Source organism: Bacillus sp. RC251, from assembly GCF_044908765.1.
Lineage (GTDB): Bacteria > Bacillota > Bacilli > Bacillales > Bacillaceae_G > Bacillus_A > Bacillus_A wiedmannii.
On the sequence record NZ_JBIYDP010000001.1, the window covers coordinates 320,007 to 340,176 of the forward strand.

The following is a 20,170-nucleotide window of genomic DNA, read 5'->3' on the forward strand; positions in this document are numbered from 1 at the left end:
AATGAATGTATGTATGTATGTACAAAGTGTGGGACTCAGTTTGAAGATTGAATCTTATAATGTTGAACTAATCAAATCAAGAGAATAGAACACGTGAAAAAGGTACAGTGCACAACTGTACCTTTTCTATGTTTTTTTAGCTGAACCAGGATCCCTTGAAAAAAAGATATGAAAGAGGAATGTGACTTTACTTGCTCCTCCTGATGTACTTGCTTGCACATCAGATAATGCACTAGATGTTAACACACCTTCAGAATGAGGCGGTACCACTATTTTGAGAGCATCATCTGATTCTGATGATGCAGTAACTGTTATTGTATCATCAGATAAGTTTAAAATTTTTACAGTACCGATTGGTAAGATAGACTTGCCAGCGTGTGATGCTGAAGCGAAGTGAGAGCCTTTCCAAATCGTTTGTGCGAAGGTTTCATCATTAGATAACCAAGCGCGAGCGCTGTATAATGTTGCGTTAATGGAAAATTCTTGGTCAAGTGACACGGCGGGTTTCGGTTCTTGCGGTTCCTCTGGAGTTTGAGCGAGAAGGCCGGCACACATATATGTTTCACCTACTTTCGATAGTTACTGTTATAGCATATTAAACATATTATTTATAAGACACGACGGCTACCTATTCAGGCATAGTTTTGTGCACCAAATTTGAAGATGAAATTATCTTTCTTTACAATGGAAGTAGGTGTTATTTCTGAAAAATATGGAAATCGTAAAGAGTATGTAGAAAAGAAGGAGTGGTAAAGTGAACTATGTCATTATTGGCGGAGATGCAGCTGGTATGAGTGCAGCTATGCAAATTGTTAGAAGTGATGAAAATGCAACTGTTGTAACGTTAGAAAAAGGTGAAATTTATTCGTACGCGCAGTGTGGGTTACCATATGTCATTAGTGGTGCTATCGCTTCAACGGAAAAATTAATTGCGCGAAATGTGAAGACGTTTCGTGATAAATATGGAATTGATGCGAAAGTACGACATGAAGTAACGAAAGTAGATACGGAAAAGAAAGTGGTGTACGCAGAGCATACGAAGACGAAAGATATTTTTGAATTTCCGTACGATCGTTTATTAATTGCAACTGGCGTACGTCCTGTTATGCCAGAGTGGGAAGGCCGAGATTTGCAAGGCGTTCATCTTTTAAAAACAATTCCAGATGCTGAGCGTATATTAAAAACGCTAGAAACGAATAAAGTTGAAGATGTAACCATTATTGGCGGTGGTGCGATTGGACTGGAGATGGCAGAAACATTCGTCGAACTTGGTAAGAAAGTAAGAATGATTGAGCGAAATGATCATATCGGTACGATTTATGATGCAGATATGGCTGAATATATACATAAAGAAGCAGATAAACACAATATTGAAATTTTAACGAATGAAAATGTGAAAACATTTAAAGGAAATGAAAGAGTGGAACAAATTGAAACGGATAAAGGTACGTATAAAGCAGATCTTGTTTTAGTATCGGTTGGAGTAAAGCCAAATACTGATTTTCTTGAAGGAACAAATATACGTACAAATCATAAAGGGGCAATTGAAGTAAATGCATACATGCAAACGAATGTGCAGGACGTATATGCAGCTGGTGATTGCGCAACACATTACCACGTTATAAAGGAAATTCATGATCATATCCCGCTCGGAACGACTGCTAATAAACAAGGCCGACTTGCAGGACTGAATATGCTTGATAAACGAAGAGCTTTTAAAGGAACGTTAGGTACAGGCATTATTAAATTTATGGATTTGACGCTCGCAAGAACAGGTTTAAATGAAAAAGAAGCAAAAGGGCTACATATTCCGTATAAAACAGTCAAAGTAGACTCCACAAATATGGCGGGCTATTATCCTAATGCGAAACCACTTTACTTGAAATTATTATATCGTTCTGACACGAAACAATTATTAGGTGGACAAGTAATTGGAGAAGAAGGTGTAGATAAACGAATTGATGTGATCGCAATGGCACTTTTCAATAAAATGAGCATTCACGATTTAGAAGATGTCGACTTAAGTTACGCACCACCATATAACAGCGTTTGGGATCCAATTCAGCAAGCGGCAAGGAGAGCAGAATAGCACTTTTTAAGTGCTATTTTTTTCGTTAAAGGGGAATCATTATTTTTGGCGAAAGAAGCGAATTGGAAATAGTTATATATAGGGAAGGGGATCATTAAAAATGTTTGTAACACTTCAAACAGTTCAAGAATCAGAAAAAGAAATATTACGTAATTTATATGCACTATATCTTCATGACCTCTCTACATTCACTCCTAATATAAAGATTGGGGCAAATGGATTTTTTGAATACAAAGATTTGTACATGTTTTGGGAAAATGACGGAATCACTCCGTATTTTATTAAAAGTAATAATGATATTGTAGGATTTTTATTACTACTGGAACGTCCATTTTTGAAAAAAGAAAATGACTTTTGTATTAATGACATTTTCATATTGAATCAGTACAAGGGAAAAGGAATCGGTAAACAAGTTATTGAGAATGTACTAAAAGAGAAACGAGGACAATATTTCGTTATCGAACTTGTGAAAAATGTACCAGCTGTTTCTTTTTGGAAGAAAGTATATAGGGAGCTAAACATCGAATTTGATGAAAAAACAAAGTTAATCGATGATGAAGAATGTCTCGTTCAAACTTTTAAAATATAATGAAATCGGTGCCTCTAATAGATTAATTTGAAATTTAACTTTATCCCGCTATTTGCGGGCAGTAAGAGCCCGATTAGTGAGGGCTGATAATCAGTGGGGGATGAAGAAAACCTCTACTAATTAAAGTTTCACTTTATTTCGAATATACCGTTCGCCCTTGAAAACATAGTACTTATCGCTTATATTTTCATATAGTATTTATTTTTTAATAAAGCAATGAACGAACCAGGGGGCACAGTATGGCAATTAACATGAAAACAATCGAAGAATGGATTGCTGAATCAAACGCAAGACAGGAAGAAGACTTTGGAAACGTTGTTGAAGAAATGAAAGAAGTATGCGTCGGACTTGATAATGCGACATTAATTTATACGAAAAATGTATTTTGTTTCGGTAAGAAAGTAGAAGTATTGTTCTTCTTCCAAGATCATGTCGTGATTGGACAAGAAAAAGATGAATATGTTGAAATCGAAAAATTAAAGTATGAAGCAATTACACATAGCAACTTAAAAACAAATGACAAAAATACAACGTTAGAATTAAAGTTTGCTAACGGACAATCTATCAATTTAGATAGTTTAAATGATAACTACGGTACGAAAAATTGGTTATTCGCGAGACAAATTAAGAGTATTTTTAAATTAATCTAGTAAAAAAGCACGCCGTCCACCGGCGTGCTTCTAATTAAGCAAATCCCCTTTTAACCAATTCCGTGCTCGATACGCCCCAACAGGAATTTGAATAAGAGACGTTTCAGTTCCAGTATCTATCCCGTATAACTGATCACATGAATTTGTATCAAAACTTAGTAATGGATGCCCGCCCATCCTCATCGCGGTTGCGGCGAAAACGAGGTTATGAACGAGTATGCCAGCTTCCATTTGGTGAATACGGTATCCTCTATAGCCTAATGCACGTGTATAGTAATCTTTCTTTCCGACTACATGTAGGCAAAGCGGTACTTGAAAAAGATTTACGTTATCCATCGTCATACTGGATTGAAGGGGATAACGAAGGTCTCCATATCGAAGTGGCTGTATGGAATGATTTTTGCTGTTATAAGAATAAGCGCCGTTTTCTATATCTTTTACGTTATAAAAACATCCATATAAGGAGACGCGCGCATTTTCATTTACATACTGACCATCAAGGTCGTTGTAATAAGGGAAGGCGAGGCTCGCTTCTTGTAGTAAAGTAGCGAGCCCTGCTGCATCCCATTTCGTTAAAGTGAAGTCAGCATCAGGGGAATACCGTTCTTTACAAAGTTGTAAGAAATCATACGATAACCGTTCTACTTGCGGCAACTGTACAGCGTGCGCATGATGTTGATAGTGCTCTTCATGATGTAGTGTTTGGAAGTGTGCTGTCGATTCAATCATAGAAGCTTCATTTATTTTTGTTATCATTGGATATTCATTTACATGTTTTGAGCGAACGAAATGTTCGTGTGCTAACGGCGGAATTTGCTGTAACAACTCATGAGAAGTAACTGTTTTATTTTCACGGTAATCATTGTGAAACCAATTCGTTTGCGGTTCTGTACTTAAAGGAACGACAGCATACACACTTTCTTCGCCTTCTGACAGTCCGAGTAAATGATTGATTGCCCGGTCTAGAAACTGAAAGTATACGCCATTTTTGTAACCGAATTGTTTGGCACATGCAAGTAATTGTCCGATGAGAACACCACTATCTAATCCTTGAAGTCGATACGAAAAATTATTGTATTTAAAGTAGTTTTTCCAAAACATAGTGGATACGAATGCAGCGCCAAAACAAGACTGTATGTTACAACGGTTGCCAAGTGCTTCTGTAATGTAAGAATCGAAATTTCCTTCGCGAAGTAAAATAAGTCGGTGGTGCGCAGCGTCGTAATGGTAAATACCGTCTGGATAATCATCAATCTTTAAATATATATACAATTCATTTGGATATAAAGCGCCGCCTGAAGGGATAGATCTTCGGAATAAAATTTTCTCGCTATTTAGCTGACATAACTGTGTTAAACCAAATGAGGACCAAAGGTAATGACCAATCTCTTTTAAAGTAGGTGTAGTAGAAGAGTTAGGTAAAGATAATGGGATTTCTAAAGAGAGTGGAATGATAGGGACATTTCGATATAATTTATAAGGGAGCGGTGCATCTTCCCAGTCCACTTCATGGTTTGGCATAATTTCGTCTATAGAAAAATGAAGATGATGTAAAAAAGTATCCAGCTGCATAGAATCCCCTCCTTTACTATGGAAACGGATGCGGATGTGGATTTAATCGTTCATTCGTTAAAGGTTCGTTTGTATATCCAAGTGTCATCGGCACAGTATATACTCTATCCAGTCCTGTAACCCGAGTGAGATGGTGGCCGAACGTCATCGGTAGCATGCCTGGAATAATGACTTTTACACAATGTAATTCGTTTTTTTCTATAAGAGGTACTGTTTGATTTACAACGATTACGTCAAGTCCAGATTGCTGCAGACGGTTTAAAAGTTGATGAAGATCGGATGTTAAATCTAGATCAACTGATTGTAATGCATTCATTTCTTGGAATGATTGCATCGGTGCATCGTCACGTAAAAGAAAGTGAAGACGTTCTTCTGCTTCTTTTAATCCGTACAGCATACTATGGTCTTCCATTTTATTTACGAGATAAGGGTCTTGTAAGCAGTTTTCGTAATGCTCTCTTTTTTGTTCGAGTTCATCGTCTGCTATTAGTAACATGCCTGCTATTTCATGAATGGCACTCTTTAAAGCGCGGACAGGGTCTAAATGAGAGCCTCCCGCACAAACAACGTTCATTCCATTTTCACGCGTATTTTTCGCAATTACCCATAAGCTTGGGATACCGTGTTCCATCGTTGCGTTAAAAGCATGTAATTCATACCCAGTAATCGTGTATAGCCGCTGAATCATTAATTGTAATTCCGTATCATTTGCTGAACTAAGATCAAGGCGAGGGAGAGGTAATTCGGCATACCAAGTGAGTAAAAAGGCGTCACGCTCTACAATTTCTAAAATGCCATGAAAAATTGCTTCTTCTAAACTACCACCAATTGCACATCCATTTGATGTTTCATACACGAAAGCATCTCGATGACCGAGGCTATAATAAGCAATTGATTCAGGAACTAAAATTGGCCGGTTTTGTAATAAAGAGTAGCCCCATACCCAGTTTTGTTCATAGTCAGGATCAAACGGTTTAAACGGAAAACTATTCCGATTATAATGTTCATTTGTATGTACACCGAGCAAGAGGGGATTAAGTGCATGATCCTCTAACTCACGAAAACTGCCGTGTACATTTGTCTTTTTTCCTCGAGGTGACATACCACAATATCGTTCTAAACCTTCTAAAATAGCAGTCGCTTCACTCATTGCAAATGAATGAGTTCGGCCTGCAACACCTTCGTTTCCAAACATTAATGGCATGTTTATAATAACGTCAGCAAATGGTAATAAAGAATGCTGCATTTTTCCGTTCAACATACCGACGCGATAATCGAAATAATCTCTCGTTAAAAATGTGTTTAGTTCATGAATGGAACGACAGCGATATGTTGCTTCGCTTGTTTTTAAGCTCGGTTGTAACGAAATCGTTGCTGCATCTGCCGTATCATCAGGCAAATTGCTACATACAGGGCAGAGCGGATCGGGAAGAAAAGAATGCCGCGTACATTGCAGTGTTTGTAAGTTTAGTAAAATGAGTTCATTTTCTAAAGAAGAATGGTTATGAGTTAATATTTTCTCTGTTTCTGCACGAATAAGATGGCACATTTGTAACATACCATTTTGGGTGGCACGTACATCACGCCTTGTTACATTATCTGCTTTTAACGCATATTTCCGCTGTAGTGCCCACATTTCTTGTTGATCAAATCCAGCGATAAATCGGCGTCCATCAGAGCAGTTGGAACAGCCAGTTGCAAGAGGATGAATGTAAGGACCGATAATACCTTCACCAAATGAAGTGAATGCACGTAGCCATGGAATATGATTCGATCGAAACATTAGCTCGGCATCATGATGAATAGTAGAAGGAGAGCCATCATGTAATACGAGAGCGAGATGAATATTTTCAGGGAGTTCTTCTGTAAGGTTATGTTGGCGAATGATAGAATATTGTTTGCATAGTTGATCATGTACATAGTTTGCAAGTAAGCCATCTCCTATAAGCAATATATTTTGAGTCATAGACTGTCCTCCTTTGCAATTAATACACCGTACACACCATCTAAGTTTTCTTTCAAAAATGATTCAATGGCTAAATCAAACACGAATGGATAAAAATTATGTTCTTCTAAATGTTGCAAGGCAAGCTGCACAGATTGCACACCTGGAACTTCTTCTTCCGCTTGTATTTCCACTCTAAAAGAATCCGTGTCATATAAAATAATAGAGGATTCAGGCAAGATATTAGCTCTGTAAGGAGTCTCTTCATTTTGAATATGAAGTAGTGATAGTTGTAGTGCGTTTCGTAAGGCTAACGTCATATTAATATTAGATGCACCGTACCAGCGATCATTTATACCGACCCAAACGACAGGAAAGCTGAGAATCTCTTCACTTACTGCTATTTTAGGTGTTTCATGAATTGTAGAGAGAGCATCGTAATAAAATCTACAATGTTTATCATGAATTGCAGTTAAATCAATCGTCGTAATTTCTTCTAGCATATGTGACTGCCGCTCATACAATTTATTATTTAAATGTTGTTGTAGCGCCCGGTATACACCTTCTGTCATCGTTTCTCCAGCGCCAATACCGATATCATTATGTTCAGGAATAAGGCGGTGCATAATTTCCGCTACATATGTTTCAATTCCTGCTAAACCAGCTTCTCGGCGCGCTTCATTATGAGTTAAACCACCACAAGTCATAAGAGGCAGGAGGGAAGCAGGACCATCTGATAGTGGAGTAGCTACTTGAATATGGCATTGTGATAACGGTAATTGATATGAATCTTGTTCATCCCATACATGGAATAAACCAGCTTCTTTAGAAGTTAATGAGTCGAAAAAGCGGAATAAATCAGTTGAGGTATGTTGGTTGGACCGCTGCTCAAGTTGTTCAGAAAGATTTTCTATCGTATCAATTGTAAAACTTTCATCAGTTGCGAGAGGATGTTTTATAAAAGGATGCCATGCTCCTTCGAGTGTTTCGTAATTTAATAAAAAGAATTGTGGTTCTTTTTCTCGGTAGGAATCATCAGCGACATGCTTAAGTAATTCAAATACGATTATATTTGCTAACATTGCAGATGGAAGTGGTGAAAATGATGCTGATGAATGTTCATTTTGTAAAGTCGTTTCATGTAGCCGATGCCATGCGGATTCCCAACATTCTTCACGATTAGCTGTTACGATAGGGCCGGCTATACCAAGTGCTGATAAACAGACGGCAGGTATGAAGTTCTTTCCTACTTCTCTACAAATCGTGTGAACTGCTCTTAGGCCTTCAATATCTCCATTTTGAGAAACATACAAAATCCAGTCGAAAGGCTCGAACACTTCATGCAGGGGACGATCAATTGTCGTATCTATTTCCTGAACAAGGACATGATCATCAACTTCATGTGCAAGTTCTACTAGCTCATGAATGCGATCGTAATTTGTTTCCTCATAATCTGTAACAAGGTAATGAAAGGTAGGTAATCCTGATTCTAATAAAGAAGAAACTAAGGAAGTAAGCATATCTCCAGAACCAATTATAAGGACGTTTGCCGCGCGATACGTTTCGAATTTTAGAGCGCCTGAATGAGAATCAGCTTCTAAAAATTCAATTTGTGAAGCGTATCTATCAAGTAATGCGCTATTTAATTCATGAGGTGCATCTTGACTTACATCCCGAACGAAACCATTTTCATATAAAATCTCTCCAATTTCAAATACACGATTTTGATAGGGGAGAGGGAGACCATCGGTTATTTCTGCTAAAGAATAATTCCCGTTAAACATTGGCATTAATTTTTCAATCCAGTTGTAAATTCCATCACCGTCCATACGAAATGAACTGGCATTATTTCGAAAATAGACACCCCCGTTTGAGTCGGGGAGGAAAAAAGTATCCTTATTTGCTTTAAGTTTTGCATCAATTGGAAGGTTATTCATTTTAATCCTCCTTACGTTTTAGGCATACATTATTAGCTTATGTTATGAAATTTGTCCCATATGAACGCAATAAAAAAAGGCTGTAGAATAATTCATTCTACAGCCTGTAATAGATTATTAATCTATCAACCTTCTAATAATAATGATTTTGGATCTTCAAGCATATCTTTAACAGCAACAAGGAAGCTAACTGCTTCTTTACCATCAACAATACGGTGATCGTAAGATAAAGCGATGTACATCATTGGACGGTTTTCCATACGTTCTGCATCAATTGCAACTGGACGTACTTGGATTTTGTGCATTCCTAAAATACCTACTTGTGGGCTGTTTAGGATTGGTGTTGACATTAGAGAACCGAATACACCACCGTTTGTAATTGTGAATGTACCACCTTGTAACTCTTTTAATGAAAGTTTGTTGTCACGTGCTTTCATACCTAAATTACGAATTTCACTTTCGATTTCAGCGAAGTTTAATTGGTTAGCATCGCGTACAACTGGAACAACTAATCCATCTGGAGCTGCTACTGCAATACCGATATCATAGAATTTTTTAATGATAAGCTCATCGCCTTGAATTTCAGCATTTAATAATGGGAATTGTTTTAATGCTGCAACAACTGCTTTTGTGAAGAATGACATGAAGCCAAGACGTACATCATGTTTTTTCTCGAAAGCATCTTTACGCTCTTTACGTAATTCCATGATTGCAGTCATATCAACTTCGTTAAATGTTGTTAACATTGCAGATGTTTGTTGAACTTCTACAAGGCGTTTTGCAATTGTTTGACGGCGGCGGGACATTTTCACGCGCTCAACTGGTTTTTCGAATTCCGTTTTTGCAACTGGAGCAGGAGCTGGACTTTTTGGAGCAGCTGGTGCTTCTTTTGGTGCGGCAGCATGAGCTTGTACATCGTGTGGTCTCACACGTCCAAGTGGATCTGTGCTACGTACGTCGTTTAAGTCGATACCTAATTCACGAGCCATTTTTCTAGCAGCTGGTGATGCGATAGGACGGTTCGTATTCGGTAAACCTTGTAAAGTTGTAGTTTGCTCAGCATTTGGTGCCGCAGCTTTCGGTGCTTCAGTTGTTTCTTGTTTTGGCTGTTCAGCAGCCGGTGCAGGTGTACTTACTGCAACTGGTGCTCCGTTTGCATCTAAAATTGCGATAGTTGCACCAACTTCAACTGTATCCCCAGGTTCGCCTAGTAACTTCGATACAATACCTGAATCTTCTGCAATGATTTCTACATTGACTTTATCAGTTTCAAGCTCAACAACGCTGCCACCTTTCTCAACTTTGTCGCCTACGTTGATAAGCCATTGTGAGATAGTTCCTTCAGTAATAGATTCTGCAAGCTCAGGTACTTTAATTTCGATCATTTTAAATGTCCTCCCCTTATTTGCCTAACGGTGTGTTTTTTCTTCTTTTGTCTTCGGTAATCTCCATTTGTTAGCCTGCCCCTGGGCAGAAGATCTGCCCGGGGAACAAGCTAGAAACCTTCATTGTTACTTTCAGTTGCTGAAAACTTCAATTTCTTGTTTATCTTGACGGAAGTTATACTTCACATCTAAAGCGTGTGCAACAATTAGTTCTTGCTCAGCTTTGTGAGCGAATGGATCGCCACCAGATGGGCTAGAGCGATCTGGGCGTCCAATGTAACCTGTTTTCACTTTATCTCCAGCAAGTTCGAACAGAATTGGAGCCATGTAATGCCATGCGCCCATATTACGAGGTTCTTCTTGAACCCAAATAATTTCTTCTAAGTTTTTAAAGCGTTTAATAATAGATTGAACTTTCTCAGCAGGGAATGGGTACAGCTGTTCAATACGAACGACATGAACTTCATCTAAGTTATACTCATGTTTACCAGACTCAATTTCTGCTGCTAAGTCAATCGCCATTTTACCTGTGCTTAAAACAAGACGTTTTACTTTAGTTGGTTTCATGCCAAGGTTTTCTTGTTCTAGAGCAGGTTGGAAACGTCCTTCGCTTAACTGACTAGCAGTTGAAAGCGTAAGTGGGTGACGTAATAAACTCTTTGGCGTCATCAATACTAATGGTCGAACAGCTTCTGTTCCTAAGATAGATGCTTGACGACGTAAAATATGGAAGTATTGTGCCGCGCTCGTTAAGTTTGCAACTGTCCAGTTATTCTCAGCGGCTAACTGTAAGAATCGCTCTGGACGTGCACTAGAATGCTCTGGTCCTTGACCTTCATAACCGTGCGGTAATAGAAGAACTAAACCAGATTTTTGACCCCATTTTGCTCTTCCTGCTGAAACATATTGATCAAATAATGCTTGCGCAGTATTTGAGAAGTCACCATATTGCGCTTCCCACATAACAAGAGTTTCTGGAGCGAATACGTTATAGCCATACTCATAACCAACAACAGCAGCTTCTGATAACGGACTGTTATGAACAGAGAAGGATGCATTAATGTTTGGCAAGCGATGTAATGGCGAATATGTTTCATTTGTATCAGTATCGTGTAATACGATATGACGGTGCGCGAATGTACCACGCTGTGAATCTTGACCAGTTAAACGAATTGGCGTACCTTCTTGTAAAATAGAAGCGAATGCTAATGACTCAGCAAGTGCCCATTCAATTTTACCGTTCTCTTCAAGAGCGTCTTTACGGCGTTCAAGAATTTTCTTTACTTTCGGATATACGTTAAAGCCTTCTGGCCAAGATAGTAGACCTTCATTAATTGCACGAAGTGAGTCAATCTCAACACCAGTATCAATTGGCTGAATGCCTTTTGCAACAACATCTGGCACTTTAACGTCAATTGTTGCAGCGCTCGTATCAGCTGGCGGTACTTGTGCATAGTCAGATTTTAATTGCTCTTGTATAAACTGAGTCATTGTTTCAACCTCATCTGCATTTAGAACACCAGCAGCTTGTAATTGATCTGCATAAATCGCTCTTACAGTCGGGTGATTTTTAATCTTTTTGTACACTTGTGGTTGCGTAACTGCTGGGTCATCCATTTCGTTATGTCCGTAGCGGCGGTAACCAATTAAATCGATTAAGAAGTCTTTTTTGAACAATGTACGATATTGAATCGCAAGGTTAGCAGCAGCAAGACAAGCTTCTGGATCATCAGCGTTCACGTGAACAATCGGAATATCGAAACCTTTTGCAAGGTCACTTGAATATTTCGTAGAACGAGAATCATAGCTATCAGTCGTAAAGCCAACTGCATTGTTTGCGATAACATGAATTGTTCCGCCTGTTTGGTACGCGTTCAATCTGCTTAAGTTCAACGTTTCAGATACAATACCTTGACCAGGGAATGCAGCATCACCATGAACTAAAATTACGAATGATTTTGAAGTATCTTGTTCTGGAAGACCAGATTTTTTACGATTCTCTTGAGCCGCACGTGCAAAACCTTCTACAACAGGGTTAACGAACTCAAGGTGACTTGGGTTATTTGCTAATGTAACGCGAGTGCTAACTTCTTCGTTACTAACGACTTGTTCTCTACCTAAATGGTATTTCACGTCGCCAGTCCATCCAGAATTTGCCACTGCGCCTTCTATTTTTGCATGTTTGAACTCAGCAAACATGTGACTATATGGTTTTTCTAATACGTGTGCAAGTACGCTTAGACGACCGCGGTGAGCCATACCAATCATGACATCTTCTACGCCGCCCTTTGCACCTTCGAGAACAATTTCATCTAGAACAGGTACAAGCATATCAACGCCCTCGATAGAGAAACGCTTTTGCCCAACGAATGTTTTATGCAAGAATTGCTCGAAACCTTCAACAGCTGTTAAACGTTTTAAAAGAGCAGTTCGTTTTTTATTTGATAGTGGTTGACGCAATGAATTTGATTCCACCATTTGATGCAACCACGCGCGTTCTTCACTATCTTGTATATGAGAAAATTCATAAGCTAAAGATTTTGTATAAACGTCTTTTAATCTATGAATTACATCAAGTGCAGTGTGAATACCTTCTGGTGCATCTTGCCATACTGTTTTCGCTGGAATCGCTTTCAAGTCAGCATCGCTCAGTTCGTTCATTGCTTTCTCAAGAAGAGATTGTCCATTAGCAGCATCTTCCATCGGATTGATGTGAGCCAACGTATGCCCGAATGAACGAATTTGTTCAACAAGCTGAACGACTTTAAGAATTTTTTCAATGTTCCCTGTGTTTTGAGGAGAAAAATGTGTTGCTGTGTTGTCCCCTGTTACGACATCATCTTGAAACGAAGGAGCTCCAAAAATTTCAAAAAGCTCTTGTAATTCCGGATCAACAGAACCTGCTCCAGTTACGTAAAGATCATACTGCTCAATAACATAACCAAGGTTCGGACCATGGAACTTGGCCCAAGGGTTTGTCGTTGTATTCTTCCTCGTCATTTGTTTAAACCTCCCAATGCATATAATCCTTTTTCCAAACAAAAGGTGCATTTTGCTCTTTTCAATAATTGATGAACCAATAATCAATGTAAATGTTTTCTTTACTCTTATGTTATTACAATAATTTACATAATACCAAACACTATTACTTATCTGTTTTGTAAAAAAACATTCACAATAACTTATCACCCAAGTTAATCTTTCATGTTATAAAGTAATTTTACAGAAAAATAGGGTGGATATATTTGGTATATCTACACGGATAACTAAAATTGTTGCATGTAAATATAAGTATAATAATTAGAATGTTTCGATAAAAATGAGTTCGAATTATGTATATTGAAATAATAAGCGCTTTCATTGATATTATACAACAATATAACGGAATATAGTATAAAAAATAAAAAATTATGAATTTATCGTAAACTTTGTTTAGATAGTGTTAAATATTGAAAGGAAAGCGAAGGATTTCTACAAAAAAAGTTGCTAAACATAAAAAATGCTTCATAAACAGTTAGTTTCTATAAATATGACGAAAAACAACGTAAAACCAATAACGCATTTTGTGGAATAAAGAGATAAATGAAATATTTTAAAAGGATAAAACAAATAGGGAGATATTAAATTTTAAAATTAGAGAGGAGGAAATATAGTAACGGTTCATTACAGTGTTCCATGTTTCATTTCAAAATAGACGTGCTGAAAATGAAAAAGTTTCTTCTATTAGCATTTGAAATAGCGAAAACATTTCAGACAACGATAGAACATGTATTTATTTATGAAGGAAAAGAAGAGGGGGAATAGGGATGAATTATTCACAAAAGTACTTTTTAATTATGGGAATTATTTTCTTTATTATGAGTGGAACCATGATATTAGCGGGCATAATGACGCATTCCGCACCACCGGCTCCAACGTATACAGTACTTGCGATGATGATTATGTGTTTCTGCTTAAGTTACTTACATCCGCAATTTAAAGAAAAAGATGAGCGAATGAAACTCATTCGTTATAAAGGAATGTTCTTCAGCTTTTTTGCGCTAACGGCATATTACCTTCTTTTCTCTTTCGGTTTAAATCTACACGTAATTACACTATCTGCGGTTGAACTATTAAACATACTTATGGCACTTACGATGAGTACAGTTTTTATCTCATTTGTTGTTTTATCGAAAAGATATTAAGATGGAAGAGAGAAAGGAAGATTAACATATGCAAATGATGTATGCTTTTGGCATTGGACTTGTATTATTTTTAGCCGTATTCTTATTTATTCGTAAAGACGTTCAAGGTGGGACGTTAACGAAAAGAGGCTTTTATAAAATGATCGGCTGTTTAGTCGTTATGTTTATAGCGATTATCGTAATGATCGTTTTAATAAATCAATCACTATAGAATATGAAAATGGAACCTTACTGTAGTAAGGTTTTTCTTTTTGATACAAAATCCAAAAAATCCTATGAAATCCATTTACTACATATAATGGATATTATATAATTTAATAAAATGATAGATAGGGAGCATAGTATATGAATAAAAAAACTATCTTCTTTTTATTAACATGCCTACTACTTATAGCTAGTATTACTTATATAATATGTAACAAACGAGAACAAGTGCTACCTATGTTAGTATGGGAGGATCAAGAATACTACGTTACGAATGAACCTGCCGAAGCTGAAAAAGTTGGACAAAGGCTTGGAGAAGTAACGAAGAAAATTGAAGCAAGTAAAAAACCTACTAAAAACAGTGAATCCAACATAGTACAAGAAAAAACAGAAGTATTCATAATGATAGAAGAAGAGGGAGATCCTCACCTACCTTTAATCATAAAGGAGCCTTATAGTGACGAATATAGAATAGCAAGACCGATGTTACATGTACTATAAAGTGAAAAGGAGACTCATATGCAGACAGTAACTTCATATCCATGGTCGTTAAGAAAAAATGTTTGTTTTTTTCCTTTGCTTCATCCTTCCACCAATCGGCGCTATTTATATTTTGAGGAATAGAGAAGCACTACAAAAGAGAGACTTCATTTTATATGTATTATTTGCTGCTATTAATCTATCGCTTTGGTTATCGCTTATGATCTTTGATTGGAGTATGTGGATGGTAGCGGGGCATTATATAATTGGAGCAATTGTTATTGTTTTTTCGAATATGAATAAGAGATAAGCCAGCAATCTTAAAGTTGCTGGTTTTTATTTTGCTATTTATAATGAAGAAACAAATTTTTAATAGAGAGTAGTGGGCGTTATGAGATGGAAAACAGGAACGTTTGAAAAAATAGAAACGAATGACTCATCTATTGAGAAACTCATACATACATTCAAGGAACAAAACGTAAATGGCGGAGCGGTTATAAGCTGTTTTAAAGTACATAACGAAAATTTTTTCAAAGAAATACCATATTGGAAAGATGGACACGAGCACTTCTTTAGAAGAATCTGTAACTCTTTAGATATAATCAATAGCTTAGAAGAGTTAAAAATACATACGTCAGAAAAATATAAGTTTCGTTTTAAAGAGCAATGGGCAGTCATGCTTGATGGTAGCATTGCCGCTCAAATTTTGTCGGGCGGAGCATATGAAACATTTAAGGAACGACCAGTTATCGCAAAACAATTAGCAGTTAATCTATGTCAATATATGTTCCAAGATCGATACGAAGATATTAAAGTTTTTGAAAGCTATAGCCCTTGGACAGATTGGTTTTATGATGTTGCGTGGGATGCTACTTGGATGGTGTTAGATAGTAAGAAGCAGAAAATGTGGTTCATCTGTGCCACGGATACGGATTGATAGAAAAGAGCCTTGTAGGAAAGCTGCAAGGCTCTTTATCTTTTGGGAATGAATAGAAAAGGAATCATATAAATGCTATACTAAAAAATGTTTGTAATGTCAGTTTTATACTATTATATAGTGATGACTTACTAGAAAAGATAAGAGGAGAATGATCATGCAAAAGATAAAGAAACTATTACTGTTAATGATGGTAGTAGGATTAACAGTAGGCGTTTTAGCAGGGTGTGCAAATCCGAAAGATACTACAGAAGAATTTTTAACAGCGATACAAAAAGGTGATATAGAAAAGGCTCGTACATTTGTTGAGAGTGACAAGGAATTTAACAAACTAAATGAAAAAACAGATGATGCTGAGGCAAAAGCAATGCTAAGTGCAATTACAAAAAACTTTAAATTTGAAAAACTAGAAGAAGTATCGAAAAAAGATGACAAAGCAGAAGTGAAAGTGGAAATTACATCTGCTGATCTATCTGTTGCTGTAACAAAAGCAATGGGAGAAGTTATGCCAATGGCCTTTGCTAGCGCATTTAGCGAAGACAAAGAACAGTCTGAAAAAGCAATCGAAAAAACGATGACATCAGCAATCGTCAAACACTTATCAGATAAAGATGCAATCATGGCAACTCGCGAAGTTACATTGAACTTAAAGAAAAACAAAGATGGCGACTATAAAATCGTTGCAGATGATAACTTGAAAGAAGTATTGTTTGCTAATGTGAAGTCTTTGGAGAAGATGTTTGGTGGGAAGTGATTGACTTACATAAAAAAGAGAAACCATATCACGTAGAAGGTTGATATGGTTTCTTTTTTTTATGACCCCGGAGAGGCTCGAACTCACGACCTCCACCCTGTCAAGGTGGCGCTCTCCCTGCTGAGCTACGGGATCTTCAAAAATGATTATGTATTTGTAATTTTAATCATTATGTTAAAGCAATTATACATAATTAACTGAAAATTTACAATATTTTTGTGTAGTAAGTTTTTAAAGAGGTAGTGTAATAGAAAATAGTTTTTATTTTAGAGGTGTATTAGTATGTATGTTTTTATATGTAATAAATAGAAGATACTGAGGTGTTATGACTTCCGATACCAATCCAAAGGCCCCTCATCACTCAAATCAACTAGAAAAGGGAATAAGAAATGTAAAGGTAAGCTTATAAGTTCTGGCATAGCGTTCAATGTTTTCTTTGATAGATATTGTCTTCTGAAACAATACGGACAATCTTTTTCAAATGTCACGAGTATTGACCATACATCTTTTATTGTCCACTTCGTTTTACAATACGTACAACGCGCCATAGAGTTCCTCCTCATATTAAGGTTTTTTCTAGTATATTCCATTATATTGTACGAAATTCATTTGTATTTGGTGTGATAAAATGTAAGTTGTTTTGTTTTTTATGTGGATTTATTTAGTCATTTATGATCATTTATATACCGTTTGATATTTTTGCATGTTGATAGGTTTTCAGTTTCAATATGCAAATTGGCCAATATATCCTTTTTACAATTTACTTAAAATCATGTATAACAGAGATACAAGATTATTTTACCCCGCTATTTGCGGACGGTAAGATCCCCACCTCAAAATTTAGCGAAAGCAAAGAAGTTAGGTGGTGGCAGGCTGCTCGTAAAAGCCCGATTGGTGAAGGCTGATTAAAGTTTCACTTTATAAATATTCAGTAGTAGAGGGAGAATTATTGTAATGGTAAGAAAAACGTTCAAGATGCGTGTATCTAAAAATAGAACGATTTCGATTAATGGCTCGATTCTTGATGTGGATGTTACACATGATGAGTTTTTACAAGAGTTTGTTGAGTGGGTCGATTCTAAAGGTTGGTCGTTTATGGGGATGACAGATGAGATTACACCCGAGGAAGCTAGTCAAAATTTAATAGATTCGTTGATTGATGAGAAGGATAAGAAAGAATAACTCCTTCTTATTTTTTATTGTATATTTATGTTCTTCATCGTAAAAATATGATATAGTAAAAAACAGTGAATATTCTTCCAATTTAATACAAATTACATATGGATTGGTAGATTCAGTTTTTAAACTGTGAGAGTATAGTGAAAAGGGAGAGTCATATGGTAAATTTTAAGAAAGTTTTGGCTTTTATTACCGTTATTTGTTTATTTTTTTTGACACCTATGACGTTACGTGCGGAGACGAATGTTGGAGTGAATCCAGAACAAGTGGCACCACCACCTGCGGAAGGACCAAATGTTTTTAGTCAGTTTGCAACTACGATTGATGCAAAAACTGGAGATGTTTTGTATAACAAAAACGCACATCATCGTGCATTTCCGGCTAGTATGACGAAAGTGTTAACAGCGATTTTACTTATGGAGCATACGAAGCCAGAGGATCAATTTACGTTTTCACAATTAGCATTAGATCAAGAGAAGAGTAATTATCAAATTGAATTTCAACCTGGTGAGACGATTAATAGAAATACTGCGCTTATGATTTTAATGGTGCTGAGTGCAAATGATGTGTCGTATGCGATTGCGGAGCGTATTGGCGGAAATGTTGAGAAGTTCGCTCATATGATGAATGAGAAAGCAAAGCAATTAGGGGCTACAGATAGTCACTTTGTAACGCCAAATGGATTGCATGATCCAAACCATTATACGACGCCGTATGATATGGCTATGATTACGAGAGGTGTACAAAAGTATCCTGAGATTTTACAAGCGATGAATACGAAAAGGACGACGGTTACGACATCTAGCCAGACGGTTTCTATTTTTAATAAGTCTACTTATTTTGAAAATCCATATAGCATTGGCGGGAAGACGGGTTTTACAAATGAAGCGCGTAATACACTCGTTCTATTAAATGAGAAGGATGGCAATCGCATTATAAATGTAGTAATGGCTTCCCAAAGACCTGAAATTTATGAAGATTTGAAGCAGATGGCGGATTATTCTTTCGGTCAATTTGTGAAGCAAACTGTATTAGATAAACATAGCTGGCATCAAAAGGCAACGTATTTAAATAAAGATATTGATAGCGAGCTTGAAAAAAGTGCAGAGCTTATGCTTAAGAAAGATGAAGGTAAAAATGTGAGGACGATTTTCCGTGCGGCTTCATTAGATAAAGATTCTTTGTATCATAAAGGAATTCATCGTGGTGAGGTAGTTGGTGCAGTTGACATCACGAAAAATAATCAAACAATTGCGACGATAAATGTTCTTTCAAAAGAAGATGTTACTTTTGCGATGCCTAAAAAAGATACGGCTACGCCTGAAGTAAATGAATCAAATGTGAAAATAATAAGCATTGGGATAGGTGCCGCTGTACTATTTGGAGCCATTTTATTTGTAGTGCTACGCCGAAATACAACAGAAATGAAATCAGAAGAAAAATAAATTACTAGTAAAAAGACTGTGAAGAGACTTTGTCACAGTCTTTTTTGTATATGTAAAATAACTAATAATTGTAAATTTTCTTATTGCATTTACGAGTTGTTCGTTATATTATTTAGTTGTGTTCTTGTTAAAGAACTGATTTAGTATTATATACTCCAAATAATATAAAACAACGGAGAGGGAGAGAGACGATGAAATTAATTTGGAAAGTGATTAGCAACGTTATCTCGTTTGTTTTATTTGCATTAATGGTTTTTCTAGCTTTTATAGTTATTTCGTCAAAAGCGAGTGGCGGAGATCCAACAGTGCTGGGATATCAATTTAAATCAGTGCTATCAGGATCGATGGAACCGACATTTTTAACAGGATCAATCATTGCGATAGAACCGACGAAAGATGGTTCGAAATATCAAAAAGGTGATGTTATTACCTTTAAAGAGAAAGATGAAAAAATTATCACTCACCGTATTATCGGTGTGAAAGATACAAATGGAAAAGTAACGTATGAAACAAAAGGGGATAACAACAACGGCCCTGATTTAGAACCAGTACGTGCGGAGAATGTCATTGGGAAATATGCGGATATTACAGTTCCTTATGCAGGATATGCATTAAATTATGCTAGTTCAAAGGCTGGAGCTGCATTGCTTCTTATTATTCCAGGGGTCTTTTTACTGGGCTATTCCGCGATTTCTATTTTTGGTGCGATTCGCAGCATTGAAGGGGAAAAGAAAGAGAAAAAAGTAGAACAATCCGTCTAGTTTGTTTGGTTATACTTTCCGTTTAGGAAGTTAACAAATATATAGATTAAGGGGATATG

18 protein-coding genes, 1 tRNA gene and 2 pseudogenes are annotated in these 20,170 nt (G+C 36.7%); 13 read left to right on the forward strand and 8 right to left on the reverse strand.

Features of this window, described 5'->3' with window-relative positions:
• Nucleotides 1–126: 126 nt before the first annotated feature.
• Nucleotides 127–555 (reverse strand): hypothetical protein, encoded by a 429-nt coding sequence (locus tag ABH961_RS01665; protein WP_048545089.1) that lies wholly within the window; start codon nt 553–555, stop codon nt 127–129.
• A 199-nt stretch (nt 556–754) separates the two neighbouring features.
• On the opposite strand from ABH961_RS01665, the gene ABH961_RS01670 reads away from it, so the two are divergent.
• From ABH961_RS01670 to ABH961_RS01680, 3 genes are all read left to right on the forward strand, one after another.
• Nucleotides 755–2,089 carry an FAD-dependent oxidoreductase gene (locus ABH961_RS01670; protein WP_404518807.1) on the forward strand — a complete coding sequence of 445 codons (1,335 nt, stop codon included), beginning with the start codon at nt 755–757 and terminating at the stop codon, nt 2,087–2,089.
• A gap of 100 nt (nt 2,090–2,189) precedes the next feature.
• Nucleotides 2,190–2,678: a GNAT family N-acetyltransferase gene (locus tag ABH961_RS01675; RefSeq protein WP_262720980.1), complete on the forward strand. Its 489-nt coding sequence runs from the start codon at nt 2,190–2,192 to the stop codon at nt 2,676–2,678.
• Nucleotides 2,679–2,917: 239 nt separating this feature from the next.
• Entirely contained in the window at nt 2,918–3,328 is a 411-nt protein-coding gene (locus tag ABH961_RS01680) for a DUF3908 family protein (RefSeq protein ID WP_000996802.1), read from the forward strand.
• Between the two features lie 30 nt (nt 3,329–3,358).
• Here the strand turns inward: ABH961_RS01680 and ABH961_RS01685 are convergent, their stop codons facing one another.
• From ABH961_RS01685 to odhA, 5 genes are all read right to left on the reverse strand, one after another.
• Nucleotides 3,359–4,900 carry a SagB family peptide dehydrogenase gene (locus tag ABH961_RS01685; protein WP_404518810.1) on the reverse strand — a complete coding sequence of 514 codons (1,542 nt, stop codon included), beginning with the start codon at nt 4,898–4,900 and terminating at the stop codon, nt 3,359–3,361.
• Between the two features lie 16 nt (nt 4,901–4,916).
• Nucleotides 4,917–6,866 carry a TOMM precursor leader peptide-binding protein gene (locus tag ABH961_RS01690; RefSeq protein ID WP_262720978.1) on the reverse strand — a complete coding sequence of 650 codons (1,950 nt, stop codon included), beginning with the start codon at nt 6,864–6,866 and terminating at the stop codon, nt 4,917–4,919.
• On the reverse strand, nt 6,863–8,782 hold the full coding sequence (locus ABH961_RS01695; protein ID WP_048545080.1) for a putative thiazole-containing bacteriocin maturation protein: 1,920 nt from the start codon (nt 8,780–8,782) through the stop codon (nt 6,863–6,865). Before ABH961_RS01695 ends, ABH961_RS01690 begins: the two co-directional genes overlap by 4 nt.
• A gap of 125 nt (nt 8,783–8,907) precedes the next feature.
• Complete coding sequence (odhB, locus tag ABH961_RS01700; protein WP_000569906.1) at nt 8,908–10,167, reverse strand: 2-oxoglutarate dehydrogenase complex dihydrolipoyllysine-residue succinyltransferase; 1,260 nt, start codon at nt 10,165–10,167, stop codon at nt 8,908–8,910.
• Between the two features lie 132 nt (nt 10,168–10,299).
• Nucleotides 10,300–13,167 carry a 2-oxoglutarate dehydrogenase E1 component gene (odhA, locus tag ABH961_RS01705; protein WP_046958279.1) on the reverse strand — a complete coding sequence of 956 codons (2,868 nt, stop codon included), beginning with the start codon at nt 13,165–13,167 and terminating at the stop codon, nt 10,300–10,302.
• A 717-nt stretch (nt 13,168–13,884) separates the two neighbouring features.
• Between odhA and ABH961_RS01710 the strand changes: the two are divergent.
• The 7 genes and pseudogenes from ABH961_RS01710 to ABH961_RS01740 form a co-directional block, all read left to right on the forward strand.
• Nucleotides 13,885–13,971 (forward strand): annotated as a pseudogene (locus ABH961_RS01710) (transcriptional regulator); the annotation flags it as partial.
• A gap of 2 nt (nt 13,972–13,973) precedes the next feature.
• On the forward strand, nt 13,974–14,351 hold the full coding sequence (locus ABH961_RS01715) for a hypothetical protein (protein ID WP_064476765.1): 378 nt from the start codon (nt 13,974–13,976) through the stop codon (nt 14,349–14,351).
• A 28-nt stretch (nt 14,352–14,379) separates the two neighbouring features.
• On the forward strand, nt 14,380–14,562 hold the full coding sequence (locus ABH961_RS01720) for a DUF3976 domain-containing protein (RefSeq protein WP_001178300.1): 183 nt from the start codon (nt 14,380–14,382) through the stop codon (nt 14,560–14,562).
• A gap of 134 nt (nt 14,563–14,696) precedes the next feature.
• Nucleotides 14,697–15,056 (forward strand): hypothetical protein, encoded by a 360-nt coding sequence (locus ABH961_RS01725; protein WP_098203762.1) that lies wholly within the window; start codon nt 14,697–14,699, stop codon nt 15,054–15,056.
• An 18-nt stretch (nt 15,057–15,074) separates the two neighbouring features.
• Nucleotides 15,075–15,345: pseudogene (locus tag ABH961_RS01730) on the forward strand (hypothetical protein).
• Nucleotides 15,346–15,426: 81 nt separating this feature from the next.
• Complete coding sequence (locus tag ABH961_RS01735; RefSeq protein WP_404518813.1) at nt 15,427–15,972, forward strand: hypothetical protein; 546 nt, start codon at nt 15,427–15,429, stop codon at nt 15,970–15,972.
• Between the two features lie 157 nt (nt 15,973–16,129).
• Nucleotides 16,130–16,726, forward strand: coding sequence for a hypothetical protein (locus ABH961_RS01740; RefSeq protein ID WP_141519989.1), 597 nt, complete (start codon nt 16,130–16,132; stop codon nt 16,724–16,726).
• Between the two features lie 62 nt (nt 16,727–16,788).
• Here the strand turns inward: ABH961_RS01740 and ABH961_RS01745 are convergent.
• Both ABH961_RS01745 and ABH961_RS01750 read right to left on the reverse strand, forming a co-directional pair.
• Nucleotides 16,789–16,861, reverse strand: a tRNA-Val gene (locus tag ABH961_RS01745).
• 188 nt (nt 16,862–17,049) lie between these two features.
• Nucleotides 17,050–17,274, reverse strand: coding sequence for a hypothetical protein (locus ABH961_RS01750; protein ID WP_016133931.1), 225 nt, complete (start codon nt 17,272–17,274; stop codon nt 17,050–17,052).
• Between the two features lie 406 nt (nt 17,275–17,680).
• Here ABH961_RS01750 and ABH961_RS01755 point away from each other — a divergent pair, with 406 nt between their 5' ends.
• The 3 genes from ABH961_RS01755 to sipW all read left to right on the forward strand — a co-directional run bounded on the left by ABH961_RS01755 (nt 17,681) and on the right by sipW (nt 20,111).
• Nucleotides 17,681–17,908: a hypothetical protein gene (locus ABH961_RS01755; protein WP_000251858.1), complete on the forward strand. Its 228-nt coding sequence runs from the start codon at nt 17,681–17,683 to the stop codon at nt 17,906–17,908.
• A gap of 155 nt (nt 17,909–18,063) precedes the next feature.
• Nucleotides 18,064–19,350 (forward strand): D-alanyl-D-alanine carboxypeptidase family protein, encoded by a 1,287-nt coding sequence (locus ABH961_RS01760; RefSeq protein WP_048545066.1) that lies wholly within the window; start codon nt 18,064–18,066, stop codon nt 19,348–19,350.
• Between the two features lie 191 nt (nt 19,351–19,541).
• On the forward strand, nt 19,542–20,111 hold the full coding sequence (sipW, locus tag ABH961_RS01765) for a signal peptidase I SipW (RefSeq protein ID WP_048545063.1): 570 nt from the start codon (nt 19,542–19,544) through the stop codon (nt 20,109–20,111).
• The last annotated feature ends 59 nt before the right edge of the window (nt 20,112–20,170 follow it).

Bases quoted from the DNA above. Each gene is read 5' to 3' on its own strand.
- ABH961_RS01665 (WP_048545089.1), bottom strand. From the start codon at position 555: ATGTGTGCCGGCCTTCTCGCTCAAACTCCAGAGGAACCGCAAGAACCG.
- ABH961_RS01675 (WP_262720980.1), top strand. From the start codon at position 2,190: ATGTTTGTAACACTTCAAACAGTTCAAGAATCAGAAAAAGAAATATTA.
- ABH961_RS01680 (WP_000996802.1), top strand. From the start codon at position 2,918: ATGGCAATTAACATGAAAACAATCGAAGAATGGATTGCTGAATCAAAC.
- ABH961_RS01685 (WP_404518810.1), bottom strand. From the start codon at position 4,900: ATGCAGCTGGATACTTTTTTACATCATCTTCATTTTTCTATAGACGAA.
- ABH961_RS01690 (WP_262720978.1), bottom strand. From the start codon at position 6,866: ATGACTCAAAATATATTGCTTATAGGAGATGGCTTACTTGCAAACTAT.
- ABH961_RS01695 (WP_048545080.1), bottom strand. From the start codon at position 8,782: ATGAATAACCTTCCAATTGATGCAAAACTTAAAGCAAATAAGGATACT.
- odhB (WP_000569906.1), bottom strand. From the start codon at position 10,167: ATGATCGAAATTAAAGTACCTGAGCTTGCAGAATCTATTACTGAAGGA.
- odhA (WP_046958279.1), bottom strand. From the start codon at position 13,167: ATGACGAGGAAGAATACAACGACAAACCCTTGGGCCAAGTTCCATGGT.
- ABH961_RS01715 (WP_064476765.1), top strand. From the start codon at position 13,974: ATGAATTATTCACAAAAGTACTTTTTAATTATGGGAATTATTTTCTTT.
- ABH961_RS01720 (WP_001178300.1), top strand. From the start codon at position 14,380: ATGCAAATGATGTATGCTTTTGGCATTGGACTTGTATTATTTTTAGCC.
- ABH961_RS01725 (WP_098203762.1), top strand. From the start codon at position 14,697: ATGAATAAAAAAACTATCTTCTTTTTATTAACATGCCTACTACTTATA.
- ABH961_RS01735 (WP_404518813.1), top strand. From the start codon at position 15,427: ATGAGATGGAAAACAGGAACGTTTGAAAAAATAGAAACGAATGACTCA.
- ABH961_RS01740 (WP_141519989.1), top strand. From the start codon at position 16,130: ATGCAAAAGATAAAGAAACTATTACTGTTAATGATGGTAGTAGGATTA.
- ABH961_RS01750 (WP_016133931.1), bottom strand. From the start codon at position 17,274: ATGGCGCGTTGTACGTATTGTAAAACGAAGTGGACAATAAAAGATGTA.
- ABH961_RS01755 (WP_000251858.1), top strand. From the start codon at position 17,681: ATGGTAAGAAAAACGTTCAAGATGCGTGTATCTAAAAATAGAACGATT.
- ABH961_RS01760 (WP_048545066.1), top strand. From the start codon at position 18,064: ATGGTAAATTTTAAGAAAGTTTTGGCTTTTATTACCGTTATTTGTTTA.
- sipW (WP_048545063.1), top strand. From the start codon at position 19,542: ATGAAATTAATTTGGAAAGTGATTAGCAACGTTATCTCGTTTGTTTTA.